This is a genomic window from Nocardia sp. NPDC050630 (assembly GCF_044457245.1).
Classification (GTDB): Bacteria; Actinomycetota; Actinomycetes; order Mycobacteriales; family Mycobacteriaceae; genus Nocardia.
This window is the reverse complement of the sequence record NZ_JBITGN010000004.1, coordinates 275,667-301,688: the sequence shown is the minus strand read 5'-3', so window position 1 is coordinate 301,688 and position 26,022 is coordinate 275,667. Positions and strand designations below refer to the sequence as shown.

24 protein-coding genes are annotated in these 26,022 nt (G+C 65.1%); 18 read left to right on the top strand and 6 right to left on the bottom strand.

Annotated features, from left to right (window positions below; translation table 11 throughout):
* Positions 1–228 precede the first annotated feature (228 nt).
* Genes ACIBG0_RS14015 through coaD form a run of 3 tightly spaced genes read left to right on the top strand, consistent with a single transcriptional unit; the run spans position 229 to position 4,730 of the window.
* On the top strand, positions 229–3,633 hold the full coding sequence (locus ACIBG0_RS14015; protein WP_397032401.1) for a pyruvate carboxylase: 3,405 nt from the start codon (positions 229–231) through the stop codon (positions 3,631–3,633).
* On the top strand, positions 3,630–4,190 hold the full coding sequence (gene rsmD / locus ACIBG0_RS14010; protein ID WP_397032399.1) for a 16S rRNA (guanine(966)-N(2))-methyltransferase RsmD: 561 nt from the start codon (positions 3,630–3,632) through the stop codon (positions 4,188–4,190). The genes ACIBG0_RS14015 and rsmD overlap by 4 nt, the downstream gene beginning before the upstream one ends.
* A gap of 54 nt (positions 4,191–4,244) precedes the next feature.
* Positions 4,245–4,730, top strand: coding sequence for a pantetheine-phosphate adenylyltransferase (coaD, locus tag ACIBG0_RS14005; RefSeq protein ID WP_397032397.1), 486 nt, complete (start codon positions 4,245–4,247; stop codon positions 4,728–4,730).
* A gap of 58 nt (positions 4,731–4,788) precedes the next feature.
* Here the strand turns inward: coaD and ACIBG0_RS14000 are convergent, their stop codons facing one another.
* The gene (locus ACIBG0_RS14000) at positions 4,789–5,304 is read right to left on the bottom strand and encodes a GtrA family protein (RefSeq protein WP_397032395.1); all 516 of its coding nucleotides are present in this window, start codon (positions 5,302–5,304) and stop codon (positions 4,789–4,791) included.
* Positions 5,305–5,610: 306 nt separating this feature from the next.
* Here ACIBG0_RS14000 and ACIBG0_RS13995 point away from each other — a divergent pair, with 306 nt between their 5' ends.
* The 9 genes from ACIBG0_RS13995 to ACIBG0_RS13955 all read left to right on the top strand — a co-directional run bounded on the left by ACIBG0_RS13995 (position 5,611) and on the right by ACIBG0_RS13955 (position 13,027).
* Complete coding sequence (locus tag ACIBG0_RS13995) at positions 5,611–6,357, top strand: DivIVA domain-containing protein (RefSeq protein ID WP_397032393.1); 747 nt, start codon at positions 5,611–5,613, stop codon at positions 6,355–6,357.
* 77 nt (positions 6,358–6,434) lie between these two features.
* Positions 6,435–7,064, top strand: coding sequence for a YceD family protein (locus ACIBG0_RS13990; protein ID WP_397032392.1), 630 nt, complete (start codon positions 6,435–6,437; stop codon positions 7,062–7,064).
* A gap of 54 nt (positions 7,065–7,118) precedes the next feature.
* On the top strand, positions 7,119–7,301 hold the full coding sequence (gene rpmF / locus ACIBG0_RS13985; RefSeq protein WP_014987105.1) for a 50S ribosomal protein L32: 183 nt from the start codon (positions 7,119–7,121) through the stop codon (positions 7,299–7,301).
* 22 nt (positions 7,302–7,323) lie between these two features.
* Entirely contained in the window at positions 7,324–8,046 is a 723-nt protein-coding gene (gene rnc, locus ACIBG0_RS13980; RefSeq protein ID WP_397032390.1) for a ribonuclease III, read from the top strand.
* A gap of 191 nt (positions 8,047–8,237) precedes the next feature.
* Positions 8,238–9,098, top strand: coding sequence for a bifunctional DNA-formamidopyrimidine glycosylase/DNA-(apurinic or apyrimidinic site) lyase (mutM, locus tag ACIBG0_RS13975; protein WP_397032388.1), 861 nt, complete (start codon positions 8,238–8,240; stop codon positions 9,096–9,098).
* Between the two features lie 65 nt (positions 9,099–9,163).
* Positions 9,164–9,745, top strand: coding sequence for a dihydrofolate reductase family protein (locus tag ACIBG0_RS13970; protein WP_397032386.1), 582 nt, complete (start codon positions 9,164–9,166; stop codon positions 9,743–9,745).
* Between the two features lie 5 nt (positions 9,746–9,750).
* A complete protein-coding gene (locus ACIBG0_RS13965; RefSeq protein ID WP_397032385.1) occupies positions 9,751–10,824 on the top strand; it encodes a PHP domain-containing protein in 1,074 nt (357 codons plus the stop codon).
* 113 nt (positions 10,825–10,937) lie between these two features.
* The gene (locus ACIBG0_RS13960) at positions 10,938–12,512 is read left to right on the top strand and encodes a PstS family phosphate ABC transporter substrate-binding protein (RefSeq protein WP_397032383.1); all 1,575 of its coding nucleotides are present in this window, start codon (positions 10,938–10,940) and stop codon (positions 12,510–12,512) included.
* A 65-nt stretch (positions 12,513–12,577) separates the two neighbouring features.
* Positions 12,578–13,027 carry a carboxymuconolactone decarboxylase family protein gene (locus tag ACIBG0_RS13955; protein WP_397032382.1) on the top strand — a complete coding sequence of 150 codons (450 nt, stop codon included), beginning with the start codon at positions 12,578–12,580 and terminating at the stop codon, positions 13,025–13,027.
* A 1-nt stretch (position 13,028) separates the two neighbouring features.
* Here ACIBG0_RS13955 and ACIBG0_RS13950 read toward each other — a convergent pair whose 3' ends face one another.
* Complete coding sequence (locus tag ACIBG0_RS13950; protein ID WP_397032380.1) at positions 13,029–13,310, bottom strand: hypothetical protein; 282 nt, start codon at positions 13,308–13,310, stop codon at positions 13,029–13,031.
* 353 nt (positions 13,311–13,663) lie between these two features.
* Between ACIBG0_RS13950 and ACIBG0_RS13945 the strand changes: the two genes are divergently transcribed.
* From ACIBG0_RS13945 to ACIBG0_RS13935, 3 genes are all read left to right on the top strand, one after another.
* Positions 13,664–14,860, top strand: coding sequence for a glycosyltransferase family 4 protein (locus ACIBG0_RS13945; protein ID WP_397032378.1), 1,197 nt, complete (start codon positions 13,664–13,666; stop codon positions 14,858–14,860).
* The gene (locus tag ACIBG0_RS13940; protein ID WP_397032376.1) at positions 14,857–16,995 is read left to right on the top strand and encodes a glycogen debranching N-terminal domain-containing protein; all 2,139 of its coding nucleotides are present in this window, start codon (positions 14,857–14,859) and stop codon (positions 16,993–16,995) included. The genes ACIBG0_RS13945 and ACIBG0_RS13940 overlap by 4 nt, the downstream gene beginning before the upstream one ends.
* 81 nt (positions 16,996–17,076) lie before the next feature.
* Positions 17,077–17,262: a hypothetical protein gene (locus tag ACIBG0_RS13935; protein ID WP_397032374.1), complete on the top strand. Its 186-nt coding sequence runs from the start codon at positions 17,077–17,079 to the stop codon at positions 17,260–17,262.
* Positions 17,263–17,329: 67 nt separating this feature from the next.
* Here the strand turns inward: ACIBG0_RS13935 and ACIBG0_RS13930 are convergent, their stop codons facing one another.
* From ACIBG0_RS13930 to ACIBG0_RS13915, 4 genes are read right to left on the bottom strand one after another with little or no spacing between them, the layout of a single operon-like run.
* Positions 17,330–18,220 (bottom strand): potassium-transporting ATPase subunit C, encoded by an 891-nt coding sequence (locus ACIBG0_RS13930; protein WP_397032373.1) that lies wholly within the window; start codon positions 18,218–18,220, stop codon positions 17,330–17,332.
* Position 18,221: 1 nt separating this feature from the next.
* Complete coding sequence (kdpB, locus tag ACIBG0_RS13925) at positions 18,222–20,390, bottom strand: potassium-transporting ATPase subunit KdpB (RefSeq protein WP_397032371.1); 2,169 nt, start codon at positions 20,388–20,390, stop codon at positions 18,222–18,224.
* Position 20,391: 1 nt separating this feature from the next.
* Positions 20,392–22,062: a potassium-transporting ATPase subunit KdpA gene (kdpA, locus tag ACIBG0_RS13920; protein ID WP_397032369.1), complete on the bottom strand. Its 1,671-nt coding sequence runs from the start codon at positions 22,060–22,062 to the stop codon at positions 20,392–20,394.
* Complete coding sequence (locus ACIBG0_RS13915) at positions 22,063–22,149, bottom strand: potassium-transporting ATPase subunit F (protein ID WP_397032692.1); 87 nt, start codon at positions 22,147–22,149, stop codon at positions 22,063–22,065.
* Positions 22,150–22,527: 378 nt separating this feature from the next.
* On the opposite strand from ACIBG0_RS13915, the gene ACIBG0_RS13910 reads away from it, so the two are divergent.
* Genes ACIBG0_RS13910 through ACIBG0_RS13900 form a run of 3 tightly spaced genes read left to right on the top strand, consistent with a single transcriptional unit; the run spans position 22,528 to position 25,927 of the window.
* Complete coding sequence (locus ACIBG0_RS13910; protein WP_397032367.1) at positions 22,528–22,680, top strand: hypothetical protein; 153 nt, start codon at positions 22,528–22,530, stop codon at positions 22,678–22,680.
* Positions 22,677–25,178: an ATP-binding protein gene (locus ACIBG0_RS13905; protein WP_397032366.1), complete on the top strand. Its 2,502-nt coding sequence runs from the start codon at positions 22,677–22,679 to the stop codon at positions 25,176–25,178. Before ACIBG0_RS13910 ends, ACIBG0_RS13905 begins: the two co-directional genes overlap by 4 nt.
* A 41-nt stretch (positions 25,179–25,219) precedes the next feature.
* Positions 25,220–25,927 (top strand): response regulator, encoded by a 708-nt coding sequence (locus ACIBG0_RS13900; protein ID WP_397032364.1) that lies wholly within the window; start codon positions 25,220–25,222, stop codon positions 25,925–25,927.
* Positions 25,928–26,022 lie beyond the last annotated feature (95 nt).

Here is a 26,022-nt window from a genome sequence, read left to right as displayed (position 1 = left end):
GCGTGCCGGCGCGGCCGACGCGCTGGCGCCTTGGGGGTGTGTGCCTCCGGCGGGGCGGCGAGACACAGGGGGCCGCGAACACGCCGCGGCGGAGCCGCGGCCATCTAACACAGCTATGTGTCAGCGGTATGAACACAACTTCGCAGGCCTGCTAGGACTGGTTGTGAAGATTCCTGCGAAAGTGACTTCCCTGTCAGTCCACGATTCCGGGACGGGTACCTTAGTTCAATGTTCTCGAAAGTCTTGGTTGCCAACCGTGGCGAGATCGCCATCCGCGCCTTCCGAGCGGCCTACGAACTCGGCATCGGGACGGTTGCGGTCTTCCCGTACGAGGATCGCAACTCGGTCCACCGGTTGAAGGCCGCGGAGTCCTACCAGATTGGCGAACAGGGGCATCCCGTCCGGGCGTACCTGTCGATCGAGGCGATCATCGAGGCGGCCAAGTCCGCGGGTGCCGACGCCATTTACCCCGGTTATGGCTTCCTATCGGAGAACCCGGACCTCGCCGCGGCCTGCGCCCGCGCGGGCATCACTTTCATCGGTCCATCGGCCGAAGTGCTCGAACTGGCTGGTAACAAGGCCCGCGCGATCGAGGCGGCACGAGCGGCGGGGCTGCCGGTGCTGAAATCCAGCGCCCCTTCCGCCGATGTGGACGAACTGCTGGCCGCATCCGAGGACCTGGAATATCCGATCTTCGTGAAGGCTGTCGCGGGCGGCGGTGGGCGCGGTATGCGCCGGGTCGCCGATCCGGCACAGCTGCGCGAATCGATCGAGGCCGCGTCCCGCGAGGCGGAGTCGGCCTTCGGTGACCCGACCGTCTTTCTGGAACAGGCCGTGGTCAACCCCCGCCACATCGAGGTGCAGATCCTGGCCGATCAGCACGGCAATGTCATGCACCTGTTCGAGCGTGACTGTTCGGTGCAGCGCCGCCATCAGAAGGTAATCGAGCTCGCGCCCGCCCCGAATCTGGATCCCGCACTGCGCGAGCGCATTTGCAACGATGCGGTGGCCTTCGCTCGCCAGATCGGCTACAGCTGTGCCGGCACCGTCGAATTCCTGCTCGACGAGCGCGGCAACCACGTCTTCATCGAGATGAACCCGCGTATCCAGGTCGAGCACACGGTGACCGAGGAGATCACCGATGTCGATCTGGTGCAGTCCCAGCTGCGCATCGCTGCGGGGGAGAGCCTCGAGCAGCTCGGCCTGAGCCAGGACAAGGTCGCCATTCGCGGTGCGGCCCTGCAGTGCCGGATCACCACCGAGGATCCGGCCAATGGGTTCCGTCCCGATACCGGCCGCATCACCGCTTACCGCACCCCCGGCGGCGCGGGTATTCGTCTCGATGGCGGCGCGAACCTGGGCGCGGAAATCGGCGCCTACTTCGACTCGATGCTCGTCAAGCTCACCTGCCGCGGCCGCGATCTACCCGCCGCGGTGGCGCGCGCCAGCCGTGCACTCGCGGAATTCCGCATCCGCGGCGTTACCACCAATATCGGGTTCCTGCTCGCGGTGCTGGATGATCCGGACTTCAGGGCGGGCCGGGTCACTACCTCGTTCATCGATGAACGCCCGCAGTTGCTGACCCTGCGCGGTTCGGCCGACCGCGGCACCAAGATCCTCAACTACCTCGCCGATATCACCGTCAACAAGCCGCACGGTGAGCGTCCGACGACGGTGTATCCGCACGACAAGCTGCCCGCCATCGATCTGAGCGTGCCGCCGCCGGACGGTTCCCGTCAGCGGCTGCTGCGCCTGGGCCCAGAAGGCTTCGCGCAGGCGCTGCGTGAGCAAAAGGCCGTCGGGGTCACCGATACCACCTTCCGTGATGCGCATCAGTCGCTGCTGGCCACTCGGGTGCGCACCAATGGTCTGCTCGGTGTCGCCGGACATGTCGCGCGTCTGACACCGGAGCTGCTGTCCATCGAGGCTTGGGGTGGCGCGACTTACGATGTGGCGCTGCGCTTCCTGTTCGAGGACCCGTGGGAGCGGCTGGCGGCGCTGCGCGAGGCGGTACCGAATATCTGTCTGCAGATGCTGCTGCGCGGACGGAATACGGTCGGTTACACGCCGTATCCGGAGCAGGTGACGCGCGCGTTCGTGCAGGAGGCGACCGACACCGGTATCGACATCTTCCGTATCTTCGACGCGCTCAACAATGTCGATCAGATGCGCCCGGCCATCGATGCGGTGCGCGAAACCGGTACGGCCATCGCGGAAGTCGCGATGAGCTACACCGGCGATCTGTCCAACCCGGACGAAAACCTCTACACCCTCGACTACTACCTCAAGCTCGCCGAGCAGATCGTCGATGCGGGTGCGCACGTGCTGGCCATCAAGGATATGGCGGGTCTGTTGCGCGCCCCGGCTGCCGCGACCCTGGTTTCCGCGCTGCGCAGCAACTTCGACCTGCCGGTGCACGTGCACACCCACGACACTCCAGGCGGTCAGCTGGCCACCTACCTCGCCGCCTGGCAGGCCGGTGCCGACGCGGTCGACGGCGCGAGTGCCGCCATGGCCGGAACTACTTCTCAGCCAGCGCTTTCCGCGATCGTGGCGGCCGCGGCGCACAGCGAATACGACACCGGTCTCAACCTGCAGAACGTCTGTGATCTGGAGCCGTACTGGGAGGCGCTGCGAAAGGTGTACGCGCCCTTCGAATCCGGGCTGCCGGCCCCGACCGGCCGGGTCTACACCCACGAGATTCCGGGCGGTCAGCTGTCGAATCTGCGTCAGCAAGCCATCGCGCTCGGTCTCGGTGACCGCTTCGAAGAGGTCGAGGCGAAATACGCTGCGGCAGACCGACTGCTGGGCCGTCTGGTCAAGGTCACTCCGTCCTCGAAGGTGGTCGGCGACCTCGCGCTCGCACTGGTCGGCACCGGTGTCGACATCGAAAGTTTCGCCGCCGATCCGGGCCGCTACGACATTCCGGATTCGGTAATCGGTTTCCTGCGTGGCGAACTCGGTAATCCGGCGGGCGGCTGGCCCGAGCCGTTCCGCAGTCGGGCGCTGGCCGGGCGCGGCGCGGCCAAGCCGGAGACCGCGCTGACCCCGGCGGACGAAGCCGGACTCGCCGGTTCCTCCGAAGAGCGCCGCGCCACGCTCAACCGGCTGCTGTTCCCCGGCCCGACCGCCGAATTCCTCGCGCACCGGGAAAAGTACGGCGACACCATGGGCCTGTCGGCAAACCAGTTCTTCTACGGATTGCGCCGCGGTGAGGAACACCGTGTGCAATTGGAGAAGGGCGTCACCCTGCTCATCGGACTGGAGGCCATCTCCGAACCCGATGAGCGCGGTATGCGCACGGTCATGTGCATCATGAACGGCCAACTGCGCCCGGTGGCCGTGCGCGACCGATCCATCGCCAGCGATATCCCGGCCGCCGAGAAGGCTGATAAGAACAACCAGGGCCATATCGCTGCCCCGTTCGCCGGTGTGGTGACACTCGCCGTGTCCGAAGGCGATTCGATCGCGGCGGGCGATACCGTCGGCACCATCGAGGCGATGAAGATGGAGGCGGCGATCACCGCACCGCGCGCTGGCGTCGTGGGCCGCGTCGCGATCGGCAAGGTGCAGCAGGTCGAGGGCGGTGACCTGCTGGTCGAACTCACGGTGCGCGAGTCCGCGGCCGAATGACCCGTATTGTCGCGGGTACCGCGGGCGGGCGGCGGCTACGCGTCCCGCCCGCGGGCACCCGCCCCACGTCCGATCGGGTGCGCGAGGCCCTTTTCAGCGCCCTCGACGCCCGCATCGATTTCGACGGCCTCCGTGTACTCGACCTCTACGCCGGATCCGGTGCGCTGGGCCTGGAGGCCCTCTCCCGCGGCGCCACCCACGCCCTACTCATCGAATCCGACCGCAAGGCGGCGGCCATCGTGCGTGGCAATATCGCCGATCTCGCCCTCCCCGGCGCCGAACTCCGCATCGCCTCCGTCGCCACCGTCCTCGCGGGCGGCGGCGCGGGTAAATACGATGTCGTCTTCTCCGACCCGCCCTACGACATCGAGACCACAACAGTCACCGCCGACCTACGCGCCCTGGCCGAACACAACTGGCTGGCACCGGACGCCGTCGTCGTGGTCGAGCGTTCCATTCGCTCGCCCGAGATCGCCTGGCCCGCAGGATATATCCCAGCCAAGCCGCGCAAGTACGGCGAAACCCGCCTCGAACTAGCCGAATTCGCCCCGGAGTAACTTCGCCATCGCGGCGTTCGGGGTGGCGATCCGGCCTCCTGATACCGTCTGTCCATGGCAGGAGCGTTGTGCCCGGGCTCGTTCGACCCGGTGACCAATGGACATATCGACGTCTTCGCGCGGGCCGCGGCCCAGTTCGACGAGGTTGTGGTGACCGTCATGGTCAATCCCAAGAAGCAGGGCATGTTCAGCGTGCAGGAGCGCATGGAGATGCTGCGCGAGGCGACCGCGCACCTGCCCAATGTGCGGGTGGCCTCCTGGCAGGGGCTGCTGGTGGATTTCGCGAAGCAGGAGGGGATCGGCGCGATCGTCAAGGGGCTGCGCGATGCCACCGATTTCGGCTACGAACTGCAGATGGCGCAGATGAACAAGAAGCTCAGCGGCGTCGACACCTTCTTCATCGCCACCAACCCGACCTTCAGCTTCCTGTCCAGCTCACTGGTCAAGGAAGTGGCGACCTACGGCGGCGATGTCACCGATATGCTTCCGGCCGCCGTCCACAAGCGCCTGCTCGATCGCCTCGCGGAACGCAAAGGCTGAACGCCCCAACGAAATCCGCCCCGGTTCGGAAGAACCGGGGCGGACTCGTGATAAAAGCTCAGAAGACCAACCCGCGCAGGGCGAGGAAGCGCATACCGCCCACCGCAGCGGTGATGGCCAGAATGGCCGCGGCCTGGAACGTACCGCCCATACCTGGCATCCACACCTCGAGCGCGGCAAGTGCGGCGGTGGTGATCCCGAGTCCGACCAGCGCGAGCCCACCGCCCTCCCACTGTGCGGTGAACCAGCCGACCCGCCCCGCTGCGTGGAAGGTGAGTTGACGGTGCATTTCGTTGGCGATCACGGTGCTCACGACCGAGCCCGCGATATTGGCGACCAGGGGGCCGACGCCGTGCATCGCGAAGAACAGCAGGACATAGGCGACATTGCTGGAACCGCCGACCAAGGCGAAGCGGATCAGCTGAGCGAGCGCGCGGTCGCCACGCAGATACTGCATCAACTGGGCGAACCGAGCTGCAGTCGCCGACTGCAGCACCGGGTACGGTCCCACCCACGGCGTGTACAGGCTGCTTGTCGGCAGAACCGCCGTCCGCGGTAGTTCCAGTACGGTCATTGTCTTTCCGATCCCACACGAGCCTTCGGTACGGACAATCGCGATGGTTACCGCAATCCGCCCGGTCGGCCTCCTCTATCTCCACAGTCCCGGTCAGGGCCTGCGATCCGCTTAAGAAGATCTTGTTTTTGACCTTCCTGGATAAATGTAGCACCAAGTGGAGGCATATCCTCCACTTGTTTTTGTGGCGTACGAGACACCTACACGACACACCGGTGGGTGACTCGGCAGGAGCCGTGACGAGGGGCACACTGGGCTGACGGCGGAGAGTTTCGCCGTAGGTCTGCAGGAGAGTGGGGTAGGAGCATGTATCGCGTATTCGAAGCCCTCGACGAGTTGGTCGCCATCGTCGAAGAAGCGCGCGGCATCCCGCCGACCCGCAGCTGCATCGTGCCGCGCGGTGACGTGCTCGAACTGCTCGACGACGTGCGCGATGCGTTGCCCGGCGAACTCGACGATGCCCAGGATGTGCTCGATCATCGCGACAAGATCGTCTCCGACGCTCGCGCCGCCGCCGAGAAGACCGTGACCACCGCCAATGACCAGGCGGACCAGACCATCGGATCGGCCCGCGAGGAAGCCGACCGCATTCTCGCCGACGCCAAGGCCCACGCCGATCGCATGGTCGCCGAGGCCAGCGCACATGCCGAGCACCTGATGAATACCGCGCAGGCCGAGGCCGACCGCATCGTCGCCGACGGCAATGCCGAATTCGAGGCCGTCACCGGTCGCGCCCGTATCGAATCCGAGCGGATGATCGAGGCGGGTAAGGACTCCTATGACCGTTCGGTCGCCGAGGGCGTGGTCGAGCGCGACCGCTTGGTCGCGCAGACCGAAGTGGTGCGTGCCGCACATGCCGAATCGGCCAGATTGATCGACCGCGCGAACGAAGAGGCCGACCGGATGCGCGACGAATGCGACCACTATGTCGATAGCAGGCTCGCCGACTTCGAGGAGACTCTCAATTCCACCCTCCGGACCGTGCGCGGCGGACGTCACCAACTGCGCTCCGGTGCGGGCGCTCCCGACTACACGGCCGACTACCGCCGCTGACGGTTTGGGCGCTGGCCTTGCCCTCGCGTATTGTGGAGTGGTTGCCCATTTCCCCTCGAATGTGAAGTGAGTTCGTGATGTCCGCCCGTTCCGGTCCCGATTCGCGCCATCGTTCGGCCTCGCGCCGCGCGCCGGACGCGGGATTCGTGCTGGATGTCATCAGCCTGGGCCGTCGCCCCGGCACGATGAAGGAACTGCATCGCGTCGTCACCGCCGACGAGCGGATCGGGCTCGACCTGATCGCCATTCCGGTGGGCGCCGAAGTGAACCTCGATCTGCGACTGCAGGCGGTGTCCGAGGGTGTGCTCGTCACCGGAACGGTCTCCGCGCCGACGGCGGGGGAGTGCGCGCGCTGCCTCGAACCGTTCACCGACACGGTGGAAATTCAGCTCACCGAACTGTTCGCCTACCCGGACAGTGCGACCGAGCAGACCACCGAGGACGACGAGATCTACCGCATCGTCGACGACAAGATCGACCTGGAACTGGTGATCACCGACGCGATCGGACTCGAACTCCCGCTGCAGCCGCTGTGCACTCCGGACTGCGCGGGCCTGTGCCCGGAATGCGGTGTCCGGATGGCGATTGCGGGTTCCGGCCATGGGCATGAGATACTTGACCCTCGCTGGGCCGGATTGGCGAAGTTCGCCGCCGAGTCGCCCGGCAATGGCAGCCCCGATTCGGGTGCAACCAACACAGACCATTAAGACCGAGACAGTGCTGCCGTACCGGCAAGCAATAGGACAAGAGGAGAAGTAGTCGTGGCCGTTCCCAAGCGCCGGATGTCCCGTTCCAACACCAGGTCGCGGCGCAGCCAGTGGAAGGCCACCGCGCCGACCCTGATCACGTGCCCGAACCGCGCCTGCGGCGAGAAGACGCTGCCGCATATCGCGTGCCCCTCCTGCGGCACCTACAAGGGCCGCCAGGTCACCGCTGCTGTCTGATCGTTCGACCTGTCGTATAGACGTGACCGCCAGCAAGGACGAACCCGGCGCGTCCGGAGAACATGCGAGCCTGCTCGCGGCGCTCGGCGTCGACGTGCGGGCCGATCTGCTGCGACTGGCGCTGACGCACCGGTCTTATGCGTATGAGAACGGCGGGCTGCCGACCAACGAGCGTCTGGAATTCCTCGGCGACTCGGTCCTCGGCCTGAGTATCACCGAGCGGCTCTACCATGAGCACCCGGACAAGTCCGAGGGCGAACTGGCCAAGCTGCGGGCGAGCGTGGTGAATATGCACGCGCTCGCCGAGGTGGCGCGCGGGCTCGGCGAGGGCGGCCTCGGCGTGCACCTGCTGCTCGGTAAGGGCGAAGAGCTCACCGGCGGCCGGGATAAGCCGAGCATTCTCGCCGATGGCATGGAGTCGCTGCTCGGCGCGGTCCATCTCGAGCACGGTATCGACACCGCGCGCGAGGTGGTGCTGCGCCTGTTCGCCGACCTGCTCGAGCGCGGCCCCCGGATGGGCGCCGGACTCGACTGGAAGACCAGCCTGCAGGAGCTCACTGCCGAACGTGGCCTCGGGGTGCCCAGCTATGAGATCACCTCGACGGGCCCCGACCACGATAAGGAATTCACCGCGACCACCGTGATCGGCGGTCGTCCGTACGGTCAGGGCGTCGGCCGCTCCAAGAAGGAAGCCGAGCAGAAGGCCGCGGGCGCCGCCTATCAGGCGCTGACCGACAGCATCTGATTTGTGCGGTGCCTGCGGCGCTGCATGTGCACGGCCCCCTGGTGTCTCGCGTGCGAACGGCCGAGACTCGCGACTTCGTCGCATGCGCTTCGGGCACTCGGACGCGAGACGGGCCGCGAACGGTGCTGGTAAGGCTCGCGGCGCAGTGGTTGGCAGTGCGGTCCACCTCCTCATGTCGATTAGGAGCCCTCATGCCAGAGCTACCCGAGGTCGAGGTGGTCCGGCGCGGACTGGCCGCACATGTTGTCGGGCGGGTCGTCGAATCCGTGGCAGTGACCCATCCCAGGTCGGTGCGCCGTCATCTCGAAGGTGCGGACGATCTGACGGCCCGGCTGAAGGGACTGCGGGTTGTCGCGGCCGAGCGACGTGGCAAATATCTGTGGCTCACCTTCGACGATCCGGATACCTCGCTGGTCGTCCATCTCGGCATGAGCGGGCAGATGCTGATTCGGCCCGCCGATGCTCCGGTGGAGAAGCACGCGCATATTCTCGCGACCCTCGACGACGGCACGCAATTGCGCTTCGTCGATCAACGCACCTTCGGCGGCTGGGCACTCGCGCCGCTGGTCGAGGTCGACGGCACGTTGGTGCCAGAGCCCGTCGCGCATATCGCCCGGGATCCGCTCGATCCGCGCTACGACCCCGAGGCCGTGGTGGCCGTGGTGCGCGCCAAACAAACCGAGATCAAGCGGGTGCTGTTGGATCAGACCGTGATCTCCGGCATCGGCAATATTTATGCCGACGAATCTCTGTGGCGGGCCGAGATCCACGGCAACCGGCTCGCGTCCAGTCTGACCAGACCCGCCGTGCGCACGCTGCTCACCGCGGTCGGTGTGGTGATGGAAGAGGCGCTCGCGGCCGGTGGCACCTCGTTCGACGCGCTATATGTCAATGTCAACGGCGAATCCGGCTACTTCGAACGTTCGCTCGCGGTCTACGGTCGTGAGGACGAACCCTGCCGTCGCTGCGGTGCACCCATCCTGCGGGAAAAGTTCATGAATCGTTCTTCCTACTCCTGCCCGCGCTGCCAACCGAAGCCCCGTCGCCGTTAGAGTTGGCGAGCTACCGTTCTTTTAGGCGGTTCCGCCGAAGCCGACCGGCCGTGGAGGAAGGACTTATGCGCAAGCTCACCTACTACGTCGCTTCGACTATCGACGGGTTCATCGCCACCGAGGAGGGGTCGGTCGACTTCTTCCCGGTAGGTGGCGATCACGGCCCCGCGATCACCGCGCAGTACCCCGAGACCCTGCCGACGAAGGTGCGCGAGGCCCTCGGCATCGATCAGCGCAACCGTTACTTCGACACCGTGCTGATGGGTCGCAAGACCCACGATTTCGGCGTGCGGACCGGAACCTCCAGCCCGTATTCGCATCTGCGTCAATTCGTCGTATCGACGACGCTGCCCGAGAGCCCGGATCCGTCGGTTGAGCTCATCTCGGGCGATCCGCTCGCCACCGTGCGACAGTTGAAGCGGGACAACGGACTCGGGATCTGGCTGTGCGGCGGCGGGGAATTGGCGCAGGTGTTGCTGCCGGAGATCGACCAGATCTTCCTGAAGCTGTATCCCGTAGTGCTCGGTCGTGGCCGTTCGCTGTTCGGTTCCGGTCCGCGCCTGCCTGAGGCGGCCCGCTTCCGGGTGATCACCAGCCGGGTGTTCGAGGACGGCGTCGCCTTCGTGAAGTACAGCCGGATTCGATAACCGCTGTGGCGGAAGGTGATTCGCGTGTCGCTACGGATCCGGGGAATGCGCCGGGTCCGGTGGAGGCGCTGCGCGAGATCGGCTTCTGGCTGGAACGCGCACGGGCGCAAACGCATCGGGTGAAGGCGTATCGTCGGGCTGCCGATATCGTTGCGCAGCTGTCCGAGGACGAGCGGGCGACCCATCGCGCGGCGCATACTTGGCAAGAACTCGCGGGGATCGGGCCGAAGACCGCCGCCGTGATCGAGCAGGCGTATTCCGGTGCGGTACCGGACTATTTGAGCGAACTGCGCAACGCCGCGCAGCCGATCGGGGCGCCGGGCCGGCCAATGCGGTCCCAGTTGCGCGGTGATCTGCACACCCACTCCGACTGGTCCGACGGCGGCAGTCCGATCGCGGAGATGATGGGCGTCGCGGCCGCGCTCGGGCACGAATACTGTGCGCTGACCGATCATTCGCCGCGGTTGACCGTCGCCAATGGACTTTCGGCCGACCGGTTGCGGCGGCAGTTGGATGTGGTCGCGGAGCTGAACGAACGAGTCGCGCCATTCCGAATTCTTACCGGCATCGAGGTGGACATCCTCGATGACGGGACCTTGGATCAGCAGAGCGATCTGCTCGCCGAACTCGATATAGTGGTCGCCAGCGTACATTCGCATCTGCGTGCCGACAGCGAGACCATGACCAAGCGCATGGTGTACGCGGTCGCGAATCCGAATGTGGATGTGCTCGGCCACTGCACCGGCAGACTGATCGCGGGGCAGCGCGGTTTGCGGCCGGAGTCGAGTTTCGATGCCGAACTCGTCTTCGAAGCGTGCCGGAGTTACGGGACGGCGGTGGAGATCAACAGCCGTCCCGAACGGCTCGACCCGCCGTCGCGACTGTTGCGGATGGCGGTCGAGATGGGGTGCTATTTTTCGATCGATACCGATGCGCATGCCCCTGGTCAGTTGGACTGGCTGGGTTATGGCTGCGAGCGCGCCGTCGCGAACGATGTTGCGGCGGAACGGGTTATCAATACTTGGCCAGCGGAGAAGCTGCTCGCCTGGACGCGATCGGCAGCAGGGGACGTGGTTTGAGCGTCGCTTCGGCGCGAGCGGGCCGAACTGTCCAGAGGTGATTTCGACGGCCGCGTCTGAGCATCGGGTTAACTGTTGCCGAACACTCGTGCCGGGATCTGGGAGGATGCCCGATGACGTTCGAGAATTGGTTTGATACAGAGATCTTTTGGGGGGTGGCGGTGGGTGGCTTTCCGATCGAAATCGTGCTCGGACTCATCGGTATCGCGGTGCCGATCATCGCGTTTCTGTGGGAGTTCGTCTTCGTCGGACGTAAGGAACTCGGCTATCGGGTCCAGATGGATACGCCGGTCACCGGTGAGATCGAATCGGTTTTTCCCGGTGTGCTGCCGCAGTTGCGCCCGGCGCAAGACGGTGTGAGTCCGCCGCTGAAGGATCTGTCGGTGGTGCTGGTCCGCATCGAAAACAGCGGCGCGACACCGATCGACACGCATGACTACCAAGCGCCGGAGGCGGGCCGAATCGGCCTGCACCTGAACTTTCCACAGCGGCGGGTCATCGGTATGGCGGTGACCGAGTTGAGCGAACAGGGCCTGGCTGATTCGCTGGGCCGTGATTCGGGCATCGCGGTTCGCGAGGATACGGTCGGACATATCGGTGCCATCGACCTGCCGAGAGTGCCGCTCAATCGCGGCGATCACTACAAGATCCTGGCCATCCTGCAACGTTCGGAGGGTACGGGGGAGTATCCGGATCCGGTGCTGAGCGGCGGTATCAAGGGTGGACGGATCATCGAAACCCAGAGTCGCACCGGCATTTCGCGAGTGATGGTGGCGCTCACGGCCTTCCTGGTCGCGGTGATCATCGTCCAGCTCCTGGTCTCCGTGCTCGCTCCCGATCCGACGCCATTGGATTGTGCCGCAGGAAAACTCACCGTAGTTGGCTCCTCGGCTTTCGAACCGGTCATTCGCGATGCGGCCGCTCAGTATGGGAAGCGTTGCACCGGCGCGGAATTCATCTTCGGTTTCGAGGGCACCGAACGTGGTCTCGACCGGCTCGCCGAGGAGGGTAAGGACGAATCCGATCTGATCACGATCAGCGACGGGCCGAAAGGTGATGGCTACCAACCGCTGCTGCACCGCCCGTTGGCGCTGTCGCTGTTCACCATGATCGTGCACAGAGATGTCGGTGTCACCAACCTGTCGGTCGGCCAGATCCAGGATCTGTATCAGGGCCGGATCACCAACTGGCGCGATGTCGGCGGCGCCGATCTGCCGGTCGTGCTTGTCAATCGGATCCCGGGATCGGGCACTCGAAATACGCTGGAGCGCAGGGTACTCGGCGGTCCGCAGCCAGATCGGCCGCATGTCAGCTGCGTCGCGATCAAGGATGGCGCACCCGCGACGGCCAGATATTGTGATGTGCAGGTCACCAAAGACATGCACAGGGCAGTCAGCGATATCCCGGGTGCGATCGGCTACAGCGAGTTCTCCGAGGCGGTGAAGGCGGGAGCCACGTCCCTGACCATCGATGGCGTAACGCCGGGTCGTGACGCTGCCGTGAACCGCAGCTATCCCTTCTGGGGCGTCGAATACGCCTACAGTTACGGCGAACTCCCCGGCGACTCGCTCGGCGCGAGCTTCCTGCACTTCTTGACCGATCTGACCGGCAAGGATGTGCTGCGCGAGCACGGCAACGAGCCGTGCGGTGAGCTTCCCGATCGGGCCCGCTGCCTGCCGTCTTCGTGACGTTGTCACAAATGTCGCGGCTATCTCGTCCCACTCGGGTAAGCGATTTCGAGAGAGGACGACCCATGTCACGTATGAAGCTCGCCGAGGCGGCGCCGGAGATCTACCAGGCCTGGTACGCCGCCGAGCAGGCAATCCGGCGCGGACCACTGGATTCGACGGTGCGGGAACTGGTGAAGATCCGCGTTTCCCAGATGAACGGCTGCCTGTTCTGCATCGATATGCACACCACCGACGCGCGGATGGCGGGCGAGACCGAACAGCGGATCTACTACCTCAATGCCTGGCGTGAGTCGGTGAAGTTCACCGAGGCCGAACGAGCCGCCCTCGCCTACGCGGAGGCGGTCACCAGACTCGGTGAAAACGGTGTCAGCGATGAGATCTGGGCCGAGGTGGAGAAGAACTTCGACGAGGGCGCGCGGGCCGGTCTGGTCGCGGTCACCGCGATGATCAACCTATGGAACCGGATCGGGGTGCCGCTGCGCATGCAGCCCGCCTCGGCGGCCGAGTCGTGAGTCATTCGGACGAGGGCATGATCGGTCTGCTGAAGTAGTCCTCGACCGGGACCGGACCGGTGTAGCGTCGGCAACCGCACTGCACCCATACGGGCCCGCCGTACGTCTTGCGGACCAGCTCGGCATGGCAGGTGCCCGCCTCCGGATCGTGCAGCGCCAGGTCGTGGCCACAGCCGCACCGGGCTACCGCGGGTCCAGCGGGCGAGCGCCTGCCGAACCGACCGACAGCCCAGCCGACACCGGCGATTGCGGCCCCGACAGCAAGTGTGATGGGATCGAACATGCGCATATTATATGTATGCGTATAACTAGTCGGAAGGGTAATCTAGTACCGGATTCTTTCGCTAGCCGGTATCAATAGTCTGGTAAGCCCGCTTGGCAAGGCCGGATAATGGCCTATTTCATCCCAAAGACTGAGATTTCAGACCGACTGCGTGGTTTGAGCAACCAGAAATAAGGTACGTCTATTGGCGGCCCCCCTGTTTACGCCAAACGGCGTGACCAGGCCAACCAAGCCTTCATGGACGGCGGTGCAGGCTCCAGTCTCCACCTCCGCCGCGGCGGCCAACACGTTCGGCGCCCAGTGCACCGAAGTGCTGGGTGGATGTGCACAAGGTTGTCCCTGGAAGGATGGTCATGAGCGCAGGTCTAATCGCGCCGAATTCGGCGCCCATTGCCGCTTCGGATTTGCTGTCTACCGATCACGTCGGTGAACGATTCCGCATTGCGATGGTTGTTCCGCCATACTTCGACGTACCGCCGAAGGCCTATGGCGGAGTCGAGGCCGTAGTCGCCGATTTGGTCGACGCATTGGTCGCACGCGGGCACGACGTGACATTGTTCGGCGCCGGTGAACCCGGTACCACGGCGAAATTCGTTCCGGTGTGGGATCGCGCATTACCCGAACGGCTCGGTGAGCCGTTTCCCGAGGTCGTGCACGCTCTGAAGGTGCGAAGGGCGATCGAACAGGTCGCCGCCACCTCCGGCGTGGATCTGGTGCACGACCACACCTTTGCCGGACCACTGAATGCCCCGGCGTATATGGGACTGGGCTTGCCCACCGTGGTGACCGTGCACGGCCCGGTCGACGAGGGCGACTGCTACCACTACTACCGTGAATTGGGCCAGGAAGTATCGCTGGTCGCCATCAGTGACCGGCAGCGCGAATTGGCGCCCGATCTGAATTGGGTCGGTCGCGTGCACAATGCACTGCAGGTCGACCAGTGGCCGTATCAAACCGAAAAAGGCGACTACGCACTGTTTCTCGGCCGATTCACCGCAACCAAGGGCACGCATCTGGCATTGGAGGCCGCGCACGCGGCCGGTATTCCGCTGGTGCTCGCGGGCAAATGCAGTGAGGCCGCCGAGCGGGCGTATTTCGAGAAAAAAGTGCGCCCGCTGATCACCGAGCGCGATCACCTTTTCGGACTCGCGGATGCGCAGGCCAAGCGCAAACTGCTCGCGAATGCGCGCTGCCTGCTGTTCCCGATCGACTGGGAAGAGCCGTTCGGCATGGTGATGATCGAGGCGATGGTCTGCGGCACACCGGTTGTCGCGCTCCGCGGCGGCGCCGTTGCCGAGGTCGTCGTCGATGGCGTGACCGGCCGGATCTGTGATGATCCGTCCGAACTGCCCGCGGCGATTGCCGAAGCGAGCCAGCTGGATCCGGCCGCGTGCCGTGCGCACGTCGAGGCCAACTTCGGCGCTGGCACGCTTGGGCGCGGCTACGAGCAGGTCTATCACCAGCTCCTGCGTTCGCGGCGTCATGCGCGCGCGGCACTGCTACTCGATGAGACGGTGCCGGTTCGTATTCCCGCCAGCGAACGCGTATGACCGAAGACGCAGGCGTCGCGTCGAATCCCGCACCGCTGAATTCCGGTGAGCCGACCGGTCTCGGCGGTTGCGGCAGTTCGGTGACCTTGGTCGAGGGCGGAACCTTCTGCCTGTCGAATCGGCTCGGTGATGTCGAACCGGGGCACCCGCACGGATTGTTCTTCCGCGACGCCCGCGTCATCTCCCGCTGGGAACTGCTGGTGGACGGCAAACCCGCCGAATCACTGTCGGTACTCAGCCCGGAGGCGTTCGCCGCCAGATTCGTGCTGCGCCGGCCACCGCAGGCCGGACAGGCCGACAGCACCCTGCTCGTGGTGCGCGAACGTCTCATCGCCGATGGCATGCACGAGATTCTGACCCTGGAGAATATGGGCCGCGAGGCCACCGCGGCCACCTTGGAACTGCATGTCGACGCGGATTTCGTTGATCTGTTCGCGGTCAAGGAGGGCCGCGTGGCGCACGGTCGCGCCGAAGTGACTGTGGCCGAAGGCGAGTTACTACTGCACGACCGCACCGATCGGATGCGCGGGCTCACGGTCTCGGCGACCGTCGAGCCCGCTGTGCTGCCCGGCACCCTGCTCTGGCGGGTGGTCGTGCTACCCGGCGAACGCTGGCAGACCGAGATCGTGGCCCAGCCGACCGTCGGCAATCAGCGTGTCCAGGCGCCATTGGCGCCGGGCGAACACCACGGGCTCAGCGCACCGAGCCGCAAGATGGCGGCATGGCGACACACCGCGACGAAAATTACTTCCGCGGATCCGGTGCTCACCCAGGTGCTCCGCCGCTCGGAAAGCGACCTGGGCGCCTTGCAGATTCACGACGAATCCGGCGAGGGTCGTCCGTTCGTTGCCGCGGGTGCGCCCTGGTTCATGACCCTGTTCGGCCGCGACAGTTTGCTCACCGCGTGGATGGCGCTGCCTTTGGAAGTGGATCTCGCGTTGGGCACACTGCAGCAGTTGGCCGAGGCGCAAGGTCAGTGCGTCGATCCGCTCACCGAGGAGGAGCCCGGACGGATCATGCACGAGATGCGGCGTGGCCCGGCCAGCGGGCATGTGCTCGGTGGCTATACCTATTACGGAACCGCGGACGCCACACCGCTTTTCATCATGTTGCTCGCGGAATGTCATCGGTGGGGCGCGGATCCGGAGGTGATCGAGGACCTGCTGCCCGCCGCCGACGCCGCGGTACGGTGGATCACCGATTACGGCGATCGCGACGGCGACGGTTTCATCGAATATCGCCGCGCCACCGATCGCGGCCTGGTCAACCAGGGTTGGAAGGACAGTTTCGACGGAATCAACGATGCCGCAGGGCATCTCGCGGAGGCGCCGATCGCGCTATGCGAAGTGCAGGGTTATGCGTATGCCGCACTGCTGTCCCGCGCGGAGTTGGCTGAGGCCTTCGACGATCAGCGCGCCGCGACCCGGCTGCGCGAGCGTGCCGCCGAACTACGCGGCAAATTCGCCGAACAGTTCTGGCTGCCGCAACAGGGGTGGTACGCCGTCGCACTCGACGGCCGCAAACGGCAGGTCGATGCGTTGACAAGCAATGTGACGCATTGTCTTTGGACCGGCATCGCCAATGACGAGCACGCCGCCGAATTGGTTCAGCGTCTGTCCGGACCCGAAATGGATACCGGCTTCGGGCTGCGCACACTCGCCTCATCGATGGGCGCCTACAACCCGATGAGCTATCACTGTGGATCGGTCTGGCCGCACGATACCGCGATCGCCGTCGCGGGCTTGCTGCGCTACCGGCAGGTGCCTGGCGCGGTCGAGCTCGCTACCCGGCTGGCGGGCGGATTATTGGATGCCGCAACATCTTTCGGTGGTCGGCTGCCCGAGCTGTTCTGCGGATTCCCGCGCGATCAGTTCGCGGCACCGGTCCCGTATCCCACCTCCTGCTCACCGCAGGCGTGGGCCAGCGCGGCACCGCTATTGCTGGTGCGCTCCTTCCTCGGACTCGAGCCAGTCGCGCCGTCGCGCAGCCTCACTGTCCGACCGCAGCTGCCGCCGCAGTGGGGCACGGTCACACTGAGTGAGCTGCGATTGGGTTCGGCGACGGTGGATCTCGAGGCCGAGGGAGATCGGGTCACCACGGCGCGGCTGCCCGATGATTGGCAGATCACGCGATGAACGGCGCTGAATCGGGTAATCCACCACCGCAAGGACATTGGTTTGCTTCTCCACTGAATACCAACAGGCTGGAGGTGCACAATGCAGACATCACTGGATCGCCGGGATCTGTGGAGCACTCAGCACCGTGATTGCAGTGCCGAGCCCATGGATCTCGATCTCGACCTTGCGCGTTTCATCTGCAGTACGCATGCGGGCCATGGTCCGGACTGCCATCAGTATCTCGCCGCATCGGCGTATTGCTTCGCCCGCGTCGAGGACAACTGAACGAGAAACGACCGAGCGCCCATTCCTGTGGCATTCCGCGGACGCCGGTCGGGAATGAGCGCTCGGGTCAGTAGCCTCGGAAGGGGTACTGCCTGTCGAGATCGAGGTTCAGCTCGACCACATTGACGCGCGGTTCACCGAGGAAGCCGAGGGTGCGGCCGTCGGTGTGCGCATCGACACGACCGCGTACCTGCTTTTCGGAGATATTGCGGGCCTTCGCGATTCGCGCCACCTGGATGGCCGCGTACTCCGGCGATATGTGCGGGTCCAGACCACTGCCGCTGGCGGTGACCGCATCGGTCGGCACCGGAGTGTCTTTTGAGGCATCGCCCATGATCGGGACGATCCGGCCGATCGAATAGTCCTCACCTGGCTTGGCGCATTCAACCGTTACGCCCTTGTAGGTGGACTGGAACGGTTCGGCCGGGCACGCCTGGTTGACGCTTACCACCTGCACCGGATGCGAGACCTCACCGTCGGCGTCACGCGGCCCGATCACCGAAAGCACCGCGCCGACGCCATCCTTCGTGCAGAACGGACGGCTGCCGTCGACCCCCTCACGGTCGCCGACCGCCTTGCTGCGCGCGCATACGGTGGACAGCAGACTCAACGTCACATTCGCCGGATCCGTGTCGAGCATGTCGACGATGCTCTCCGGGCCCAGATTGGAAGCAGCGGTGGCCAGCGGGTCATAGCCGTCGCCCGCTGCCGACGGACGGCTCTGGAAGTACTGCACCAGCGCATTGCCGTCCTTATCGGTGAATGATTGCCCGATGATGCCGCTGCCGACGACCTTGCCGTCGGACTCGATCAGCGAACCTTCCGCCTTATCGTGCAGACCGGGCAGTTGCGCAACCGCGAACACCGCCAGCGGATAGACGATTCCGGTGATCGCGGTAAGCACAAGCAGCGCACGCAGCGCGGCCAGATGCTGCCGGGACCAAGTTGACATACGCATATCAGGACATCCCGGGGAGGAGTTGGACGAGCAGGTCGATGAGCTTGATGCCGATGAACGGCGCGACAATGCCGCCGAGACCGTAGATCGTCAGGTTGCGGCTCAACAGTTTCGACGCATTGGTAGGCGTGTAGTTCACGCCCCGCAGTGCCAACGGGATCAACGCGATGATCACCAGTGCGTTGAAGATGACCGCCGATAGGATCGCTGACTGCGGGCTGGCCAGCCGCATGATGTTGAGGGCGTCGAGGCCGGGGAACAGTGCGATGAACAACGCGGGCAGGATCGCGAAGTATTTGGCGATGTCGTTGGCGATCGAGAAGGTGGTCAGGGCGCCGCGGGTGATGAGCAGTTGCTTGCCGATTTCGACGATCTCGATGAGCTTGGTCGGATCCGAGTCCAGATCGACCATATTCCCGGCTTCCTTGGCCGCTGAGGTGCCGGTGTTCATCGCGACCCCCACGTCGGCCTGGGCGAGTGCGGGAGCGTCGTTTGTGCCGTCACCGGTCATCGCGACCAGTCGACCGCCGTCCTGCTCCTTCTTGATCAGGGCGAGCTTGTCCTCCGGCGTCGCCTCTGCGAGGAAGTCGTCCACACCGGCCTCATCGGCGATCGCCTTGGCGGTCAACGGGTTGTCGCCGGTGATCATGACGGTCCGGATGCCCATGCGGCGCATCTCGTCGAAGCGTTCCCGCATGCCTTGCTTCACAACGTCTTTCAGGTGGATGACGCCGAGTAGCCGGGCCTCGCCGTCGTTGACCTCACCGACGACCAGTGGCGTGCCACCGGATGCGGAGACGCCGTCCACGATCACGCCGATCTCGTTCGGTACATCGCCACCTTGTGCGCGGACCCATTCGACGACGGCGCTGGCGGCGCCTTTGCGCAGCTGATGACCCCTGGCCAAGTCCACGCCCGACATCCGGGTCTGCGCGGTGAACTCCACCCAGGTCGCGCCGGTCAGCTCGCCCGGTGTGCGCTCGCGCTTGTTGAACGCCTGCTTGGCGTACACGACGATGGAGCGGCCCTCGGGGGTCTCGTCGGCCAAGCTGGACAGCTGTGCGACATCGGCCAATTCGTCGGCCGCAACGTCGGGCACCGGAACGAATTCCGCGGCTTGGCGGTTACCGAGGGTGATGGTGCCGGTCTTGTCCAGCAGCAGGGTGTTGACATCGCCTGCGGCCTCGACGGCGCGGCCGGACATGGCAAGCACATTGCGCTGCACCAGGCGGTCCATACCCGCGATACCGATTGCCGAGAGCAAGGCGCCGATGGTGGTCGGGATCAGGCAGACCAGCAGCGAAACCATCACGATTCCGGTCACCCCGTGCAGGTCGAGTGCCGAAGTATCGGCCACGCCGGGGTTATTGGATTTGGCGAAGATCGCCAGCGGCTGCAGGGTGACCACCGCGAACACGAAGATGATCGTGAGCGAGGCGAGCAGGATGTTCAGCGCGATCTCGTTCGGCGTCTTCTGCCGACTCGCGCCTTCGACGAGGGCGATCATCTTGTCTATGAAGCTCGCGCCCGGTTCCTGGGTGATCTTGACGACGATCCGGTCCGAGAGCACGGTGGTGCCACCGGTCACGGCCGATCGGTCACCGCCGGATTCCCTGATGACCGGGGCGGATTCACCGGTGATGGCCGACTCGTCCACCGATGCGATGCCTTCCACGACATCACCGTCGCCGGGAATGATCTGCCCTGCCTCTACGACGACATAGTCGCCGCGCTGGAGCGCGGGCGCGCCGACACTCTCCTCGACGACCCGCGCGCCGGGTGACCATTCGACCAGTCGACGAGCCATTGTGTCGGTCTTGGCTTTGCGCAGCGTATCGGCCTGAGCCTTACCGCGGCCCTCGGCGACCGCCTCGGCGAGGTTGGCGAAGATCACGGTGAGCCACAGCCACACCACGATCGCCCACGCGAAGAACGAGGGATCGGCGATCGCGAGGATCGAAGACCAGACGGCCCCGATCTCGACGATGAACATCACCGGGTTGCGCCACATGGTGCGCGGGTCGAGCTTGCGTGCGGCATCGGGTAGGGAGGTCAAGAGCATCTTCGGGTCGAGTGCGCCACGCGGGACGCGGCCACCTATGTGCTCGGCCTGTTTCCTCGCCGCGTCGGAGATGTCGGCAGTGGTCACTTCGGTAGTGGGACTGGTCATTTCAGTGGATTCCTTCAGCGAGCGGCCCGAGTGCGAGTGCGGGCAGGAAGGTCAACGCGACCAGGATCACGGTGACGCCGACGACCATGCCGACGAACTGCGGCCGGTGTGTCGGCAACGTGCCGATCGACTCGGGGGTCTGCCCCTGCTGGGCGAGCGAACCGGCCAGCGCGAGCACGAAGATCATCGGCAGGAAGCGGCCGAACACCATAGCCAGGCCGAGGGCGGTGTTGTACCACTCGGTATTGCCGCTCAGACCCGCGAATGCGGAGCCGTTGTTGTTGGCGGCGGAGGTGAAGGCATACAACACTTCCGAGAGCCCGTGTGGCCCGGAGTTGAGCATGCCCGCGCGTTGTCCGGGCATCGCCATCGCGGCCGCTGTACCTACGAGCACGATGAGCGGGCTGATCAGGAAGTACGAAGCGGCGAGCTTGATTTCGCGCGGCGTGATCTTCTTGCCGAGGTATTCCGGTGTGCGGCCGACCATGAGACCCGCGACGAAGACGGTGATCACCGCGAGAATGAGCATGCCGTAAAGACCCGACCCGGTACCGCCTGGAGCCACCTCACCGAGTTGCATGTTGAACATCGTCATCATGCCGCCGAGGCTGGTATAGGAGTCGTGGAACGAGTCCACCGCGCCCGTCGAGGTCAGCGTGGTCGCGGTCGCGAAGGTCGCGGAATCCGCAACGCCGAAACGGGTTTCGACTCCCTCGAGCGATGCGCCGATGCCGGTCGGGACGGTGCCGTGGTGCTGCAATTGGAAGTAGTTCTGCAGGGTGACGCTGATCAGTGCGATCGTGCCCATCACCGCCACGATCGCGTAACCCTGCTTCTTACTGCCGACCATGCGACCGAAAGTGCGCGGCAGTGCGAAGCTGATCACCAGCAGCAGGAAGATCTCGAGCCAGTTCGTCCAGGTGGTCGGGTTCTCGAAGGGGTGTGCGGAGTTCGCGTTGTAGAAACCGCCGCCGTTGGTGCCGAGTTCCTTGATGACTTCCTGGCTGGCCACCGGTCCGCCGGTGATGGTCTGCTCGGAGCCGTTCAGCGTGTGCGCGAGTTGATCGTGCAGGTGGAAGTTCTGGATCACGCCGCCGGCAATGAGGATGATCGCGAACACGAATGCGAACGGCAGCAGAATGCGAATGGTGCCGCGGACCAGATCCACCCAGAAGTTGCCGAGATCGCCGGTATGCCTGCGCGCGAAGCCGCGCACAAGTGCGACTGCCACCGCGATACCGACGGCTGCCGAGACGAAGTTCTGCACCGCGAGCCCGGCCATCTGCACCAGGTGGCCCTGGGTGGATTCGCCGGAGTAGTTCTGCCAGTTCGTGTTCGTCACGAAACTGACCGCGGTATTCCAGGCCAGTGCGGGGGTCATCTCGGTCGCCGGATTATGCAAATGCAGCGGCAACCGGCCCTGGATCAGCTGAAGGAAGAACAGGAACAGAATGCTGACCGCGGAAAACGCCAGCACGCTGCGGGCGTAGACGGCCCAGGTCTGTTCGACCTCGGGCTGCACGCCGATGGCTTTGTAGACGACCCGCTCCGCACGGGAGTGCTTCTCGGCGTTGTACACCCGGAACATGTAGTCGCCGAGCGGCACATGCACCAGGGCCAACGCGATGATCAGCGATGCGAGGAATGCGACCCCCGCTGTTGTCGTGTTCACCTAGAACCTCTCGGGGAAGAGCAGCGCCACCACCATGTAGACGGCGACCAGTACGGCGAGAATCAAACCGATCAGGTTCGCGATCACAGCTTTTCCACCCCTCGCTGGATCAGGCCCAGCAGCGCGAAGATCGCCACGGTGAGTACCGTGAACACCACGACAGACATCTACCCAACCTCCATTGGCGCTTCCTGCATGGAGCGCGACAGGGTGAGTCAAGCGGTCATTCGAACTGGTGCGGAGCTCGTTTACGGCTCCTTATCGCCCCATTGACGAGCATTGACGCTTCGTTTACGGGGGTGGTGCGTACGCACGGTGAAAGGATGCCGTCAAGGTAGGCGGCCAACCCGTCAATACACCGTAAAGATCCAGATGGGCCGCCGATACGGGGGTAGAAATTCATCGACCGGGTGCGGGGGATTCCAGCGCGACCGGGTGCCTATTGGTTTCGGTGAAAGGATCGTCATGTCGGCTGTCACCGTCGCGGTGATCATCGGATTCATTTGTTGCGCGCTGATCATCCGCGCACTGGCGACGATGGGGCGGGATTCGGATATCGCGACAGAACAGATACGGATCTTCGGCGACACGCCGTATCGAGCGATGATGGACGAGTGAAACGCGGTCAACTGCGCATCTACCTCGGTGCGGCACCGGGGGTCGGGAAGACCTACGCCATGTTGGGCGAGGCCCATCGCCGACTCGAACGCGGCCGCGACGTGGTAGCGGCGGTAGTGGAGACACACGGCCGAGCCAAGACCGCGCAACTACTGGCGGGCATCGAGCGGATTCCACCGCGCATGGTGGCCTATCGCGGCACGACGCTGCCCGAACTCGATGTCGAAGCGGTGCTGCGCCGCGCACCGGCGGTGGTGCTGGTCGACGAACTCGCCCACACCAACGCGCCCGGTAGCGCACACGCCAAGCGCTGGCAGGACGTCGAGGATTTGCTGGCCGCGGGCATCGACGTGATCTCGACGGTCAATGTGCAGCATCTGGAGAGCCTCAATGATGTCGTCGAGCAGATCACCGGCATCCAGCAGAAGGAAACCGTGCCCGACGCCGTGGTGCGCAGCGCCGACCAGATCGAACTGGTCGATATCACGCCGGAGGCCTTGCGGCGCAGGCTTTCTCACGGCAACGTGTACGCCGCCGACAAGGTCGACGCGGCGCTGCGCAACTACTTCCGCCCCGGCAACCTCACCGCCCTGCGCGAATTGGCGCTGCTGTGGCTGGCCGACCAGGTCGACGCCGCATTGGCGAAATACCGGGCCGACCACAAGATCACGGAGCTGTGGGAGGCGCGCGAACGTGTCGTTGTCGCGGTGACCGGCGGCCCCGAATCGGAGACCGTGGTGCGCCGGGCCAGTCGCATCGCCAGCAAATCCAGTGCCGACCTGGTCCTGTTGCATGTGGTGCGAGGCGACGGACTTGCCGGGGTGTCGACGGAACGGCTGACGCGGCTGCGGGAATTCGCGGCGAGTCTGGATGCCTCGCTGCATACGGTCACCGGTGACGATGTGCCGAATACGCTGCTGGAATTCGCCCGCGAGGTGAACGCGACCCAGCTGGTGCTCGGCACGTCCCGGCGCTCGCGCTGGGCGCGCGTGCTCGACGAGGGAATCGGCTCCGCCGTCGTGCAGGCATCCGGCAAGATCGATGTGCACATGGTCACCCACGAGGAGGCCAACCGTGGGCTGCGCCGCCATTCGCTGGTGCCGCGCCAGCCGATCCGCGCATGGCTCGCGGCGGTGCTCGTGCCGGTGGCGGTCTCGGCCGTCTGTTCCGCCTTTCTGGACGGGTATCTGCAGCTCGGCGGGCTGAGCGCGGTGTTCTTCATCGGCGTCGTCGCGGTCGCGCTGCTGGGTGGCGTTGTGCCGGCGGCACTTTCGGCGCTGCTGTCGGGGATGTTGTTGAACTGGTTCTTCGTCGATCCGCGCCACAGCCTGACCATCGCCGAACCGGACAGCTTCGTCACGGTGGTGGTATTGCTGATCGTCGCGGTGGCGGTCGCCGCGCTGGTGGACATGGCCGCCAAACAGACCAGGCAGGCGCGTCGGGCCTCACAGCAGGCCGAATTGCTGACCCTGTTCGCCGGTGCCGTGCTCCACGGTGCGGATCTGCCCAAGCTGCTGGAACAGGTACGCGAGACCTACGGGCTGCGCGCGGTCAGCATGCAGTGCGGTGACGAGGTGATCGCGGCGGTCGGCACAAGTCCGCCGCAGCGGGCATCGGAGGCCGAAACCGCGATTCAGGCGGGCGATGCGACGAGTTGGCTGCTGTTGGCCGGACGACCGCTGGCCGCGACCGACCGCCCGGTTCTCAACGCGGTCGCCAACCAGGCGGCCGGGCTGGTTCGCCAGTCCCGATTGGCCGAGGAGGCCAGCGCCGCCGCGGCACTGCTCGAGGCCGACCGGTTGCGCCGGGCGCTGCTGTCCGCGGTGAGTCACGATCTGCGCACACCGTTGGCCGGAGCCAAGGCCGCGGTTTCCAGCCTGCGCAGTGACGACATCGAGTTCTCGCCCGAGGACACCGTCGAATTGCTGGAAACCATCGAGGAATCGGTGGATCAGCTGACCGCGCTGGTCGGCAATCTGCTCGACTCGTCGCGGCTGGCAGTCGGTGTGGTGCAGCCGCAGTTCCGACGGGTGTACATGGACGAGGTGGTGCACCAGGCGCTGGTGAGCGTCGGGATGGGTGCGCGCGGACTCCGGCGTGCGGCAATGGATCGGGTGAAGGTGGAGGTCGGCGAGGTTTCGGTGCGCGCGGACAGTGGCCTGCTCGAGCGAGTGCTGGCCAATCTGATCGACAATGCGCTGCGGCATTCGACGCGTGATACACCCGTTCGGGTCACCGCGGAACGCGGTGGCGACTGGGTGTCGATTGCCGTGGTCGATGTCGGTCCCGGGGTCCCACCGGGCACCGAGGAGCAACTATTCGAGCCGTTCCAGCGGCTCGGCGATCGCGACAACACTACGGGCGTTGGGCTCGGCCTGTCAGTGGTGCGCGGCTTCGTCGAGGCGATGGGCGGCTCCGTGCACGCCGAACCGACACCGGGCGGAGGATTGACGATGATCGTTGACCTGCCCGCGGATGAAACCGGGGTGAGCAGCTGATGATGAGCACAACGACACCGCGGACCGCACAGGAAGTCGTGATGACCGACAAGAAGCAGGAAGCACCGTCGACCAAGGTCCTTGTGGTCGATGACGAACCGCAGATCGTGCGCGCACTGCGCATCAATTTGTCGGTGCGCGGCTATGAGGTGATCACCGCGGGCACTGGTGCGGCGGCCTTGCGCGCGGCGGCCGATAAGCATCCCGACGTGGTCATCCTGGATCTTGGCCTGCCTGATATGGACGGCATCGAGGTATTGGCCGGACTGCGCGGCTGGTCCGTGGCCCCGGTGATCGTGCTCTCGGCGCGTACCGATTCGACCGACAAGGTAGAGGCGCTGGATGCGGGCGCGGACGACTATGTCACCAAGCCGTTCGGCATGGATGAGCTGCTCGCTCGGCTGCGGGCCGCGGTACGGCGCGGCGCGACCGATACCGATACCGTCGATCCGGTGGTGGTGACGTCCTCGTTCACCGTGGACCTGAGCGCGAAGCAGGTCACCAGGAACGGTGATCCGGTGCACCTGACCCCGACGGAGTGGGGCATGCTCGAGATGTTGGTGCGCAATCGCGGCAAACTCGTCGGGCGGCGCGAGCTGCTGCGTGAGGTGTGGGGGCCGTCGTACGCCACCGAAACGCATTATCTGCGGGTGTATCTCGCACAATTGCGGCGCAAACTCGAGGTCGACCCGTCGAATCCGAAGCATCTGCTGACCGAGGCCGGAATGGGGTACCGCTTCCAGGAGTGATGTCTCGCAGATCACCGGCTCGAGTGGCCATTCGCGGAAGGGCTCGCGCTCGCGTGGCGTTGGCGGGGGTGAGTGTTCCGTTTCGAGAATGGCAG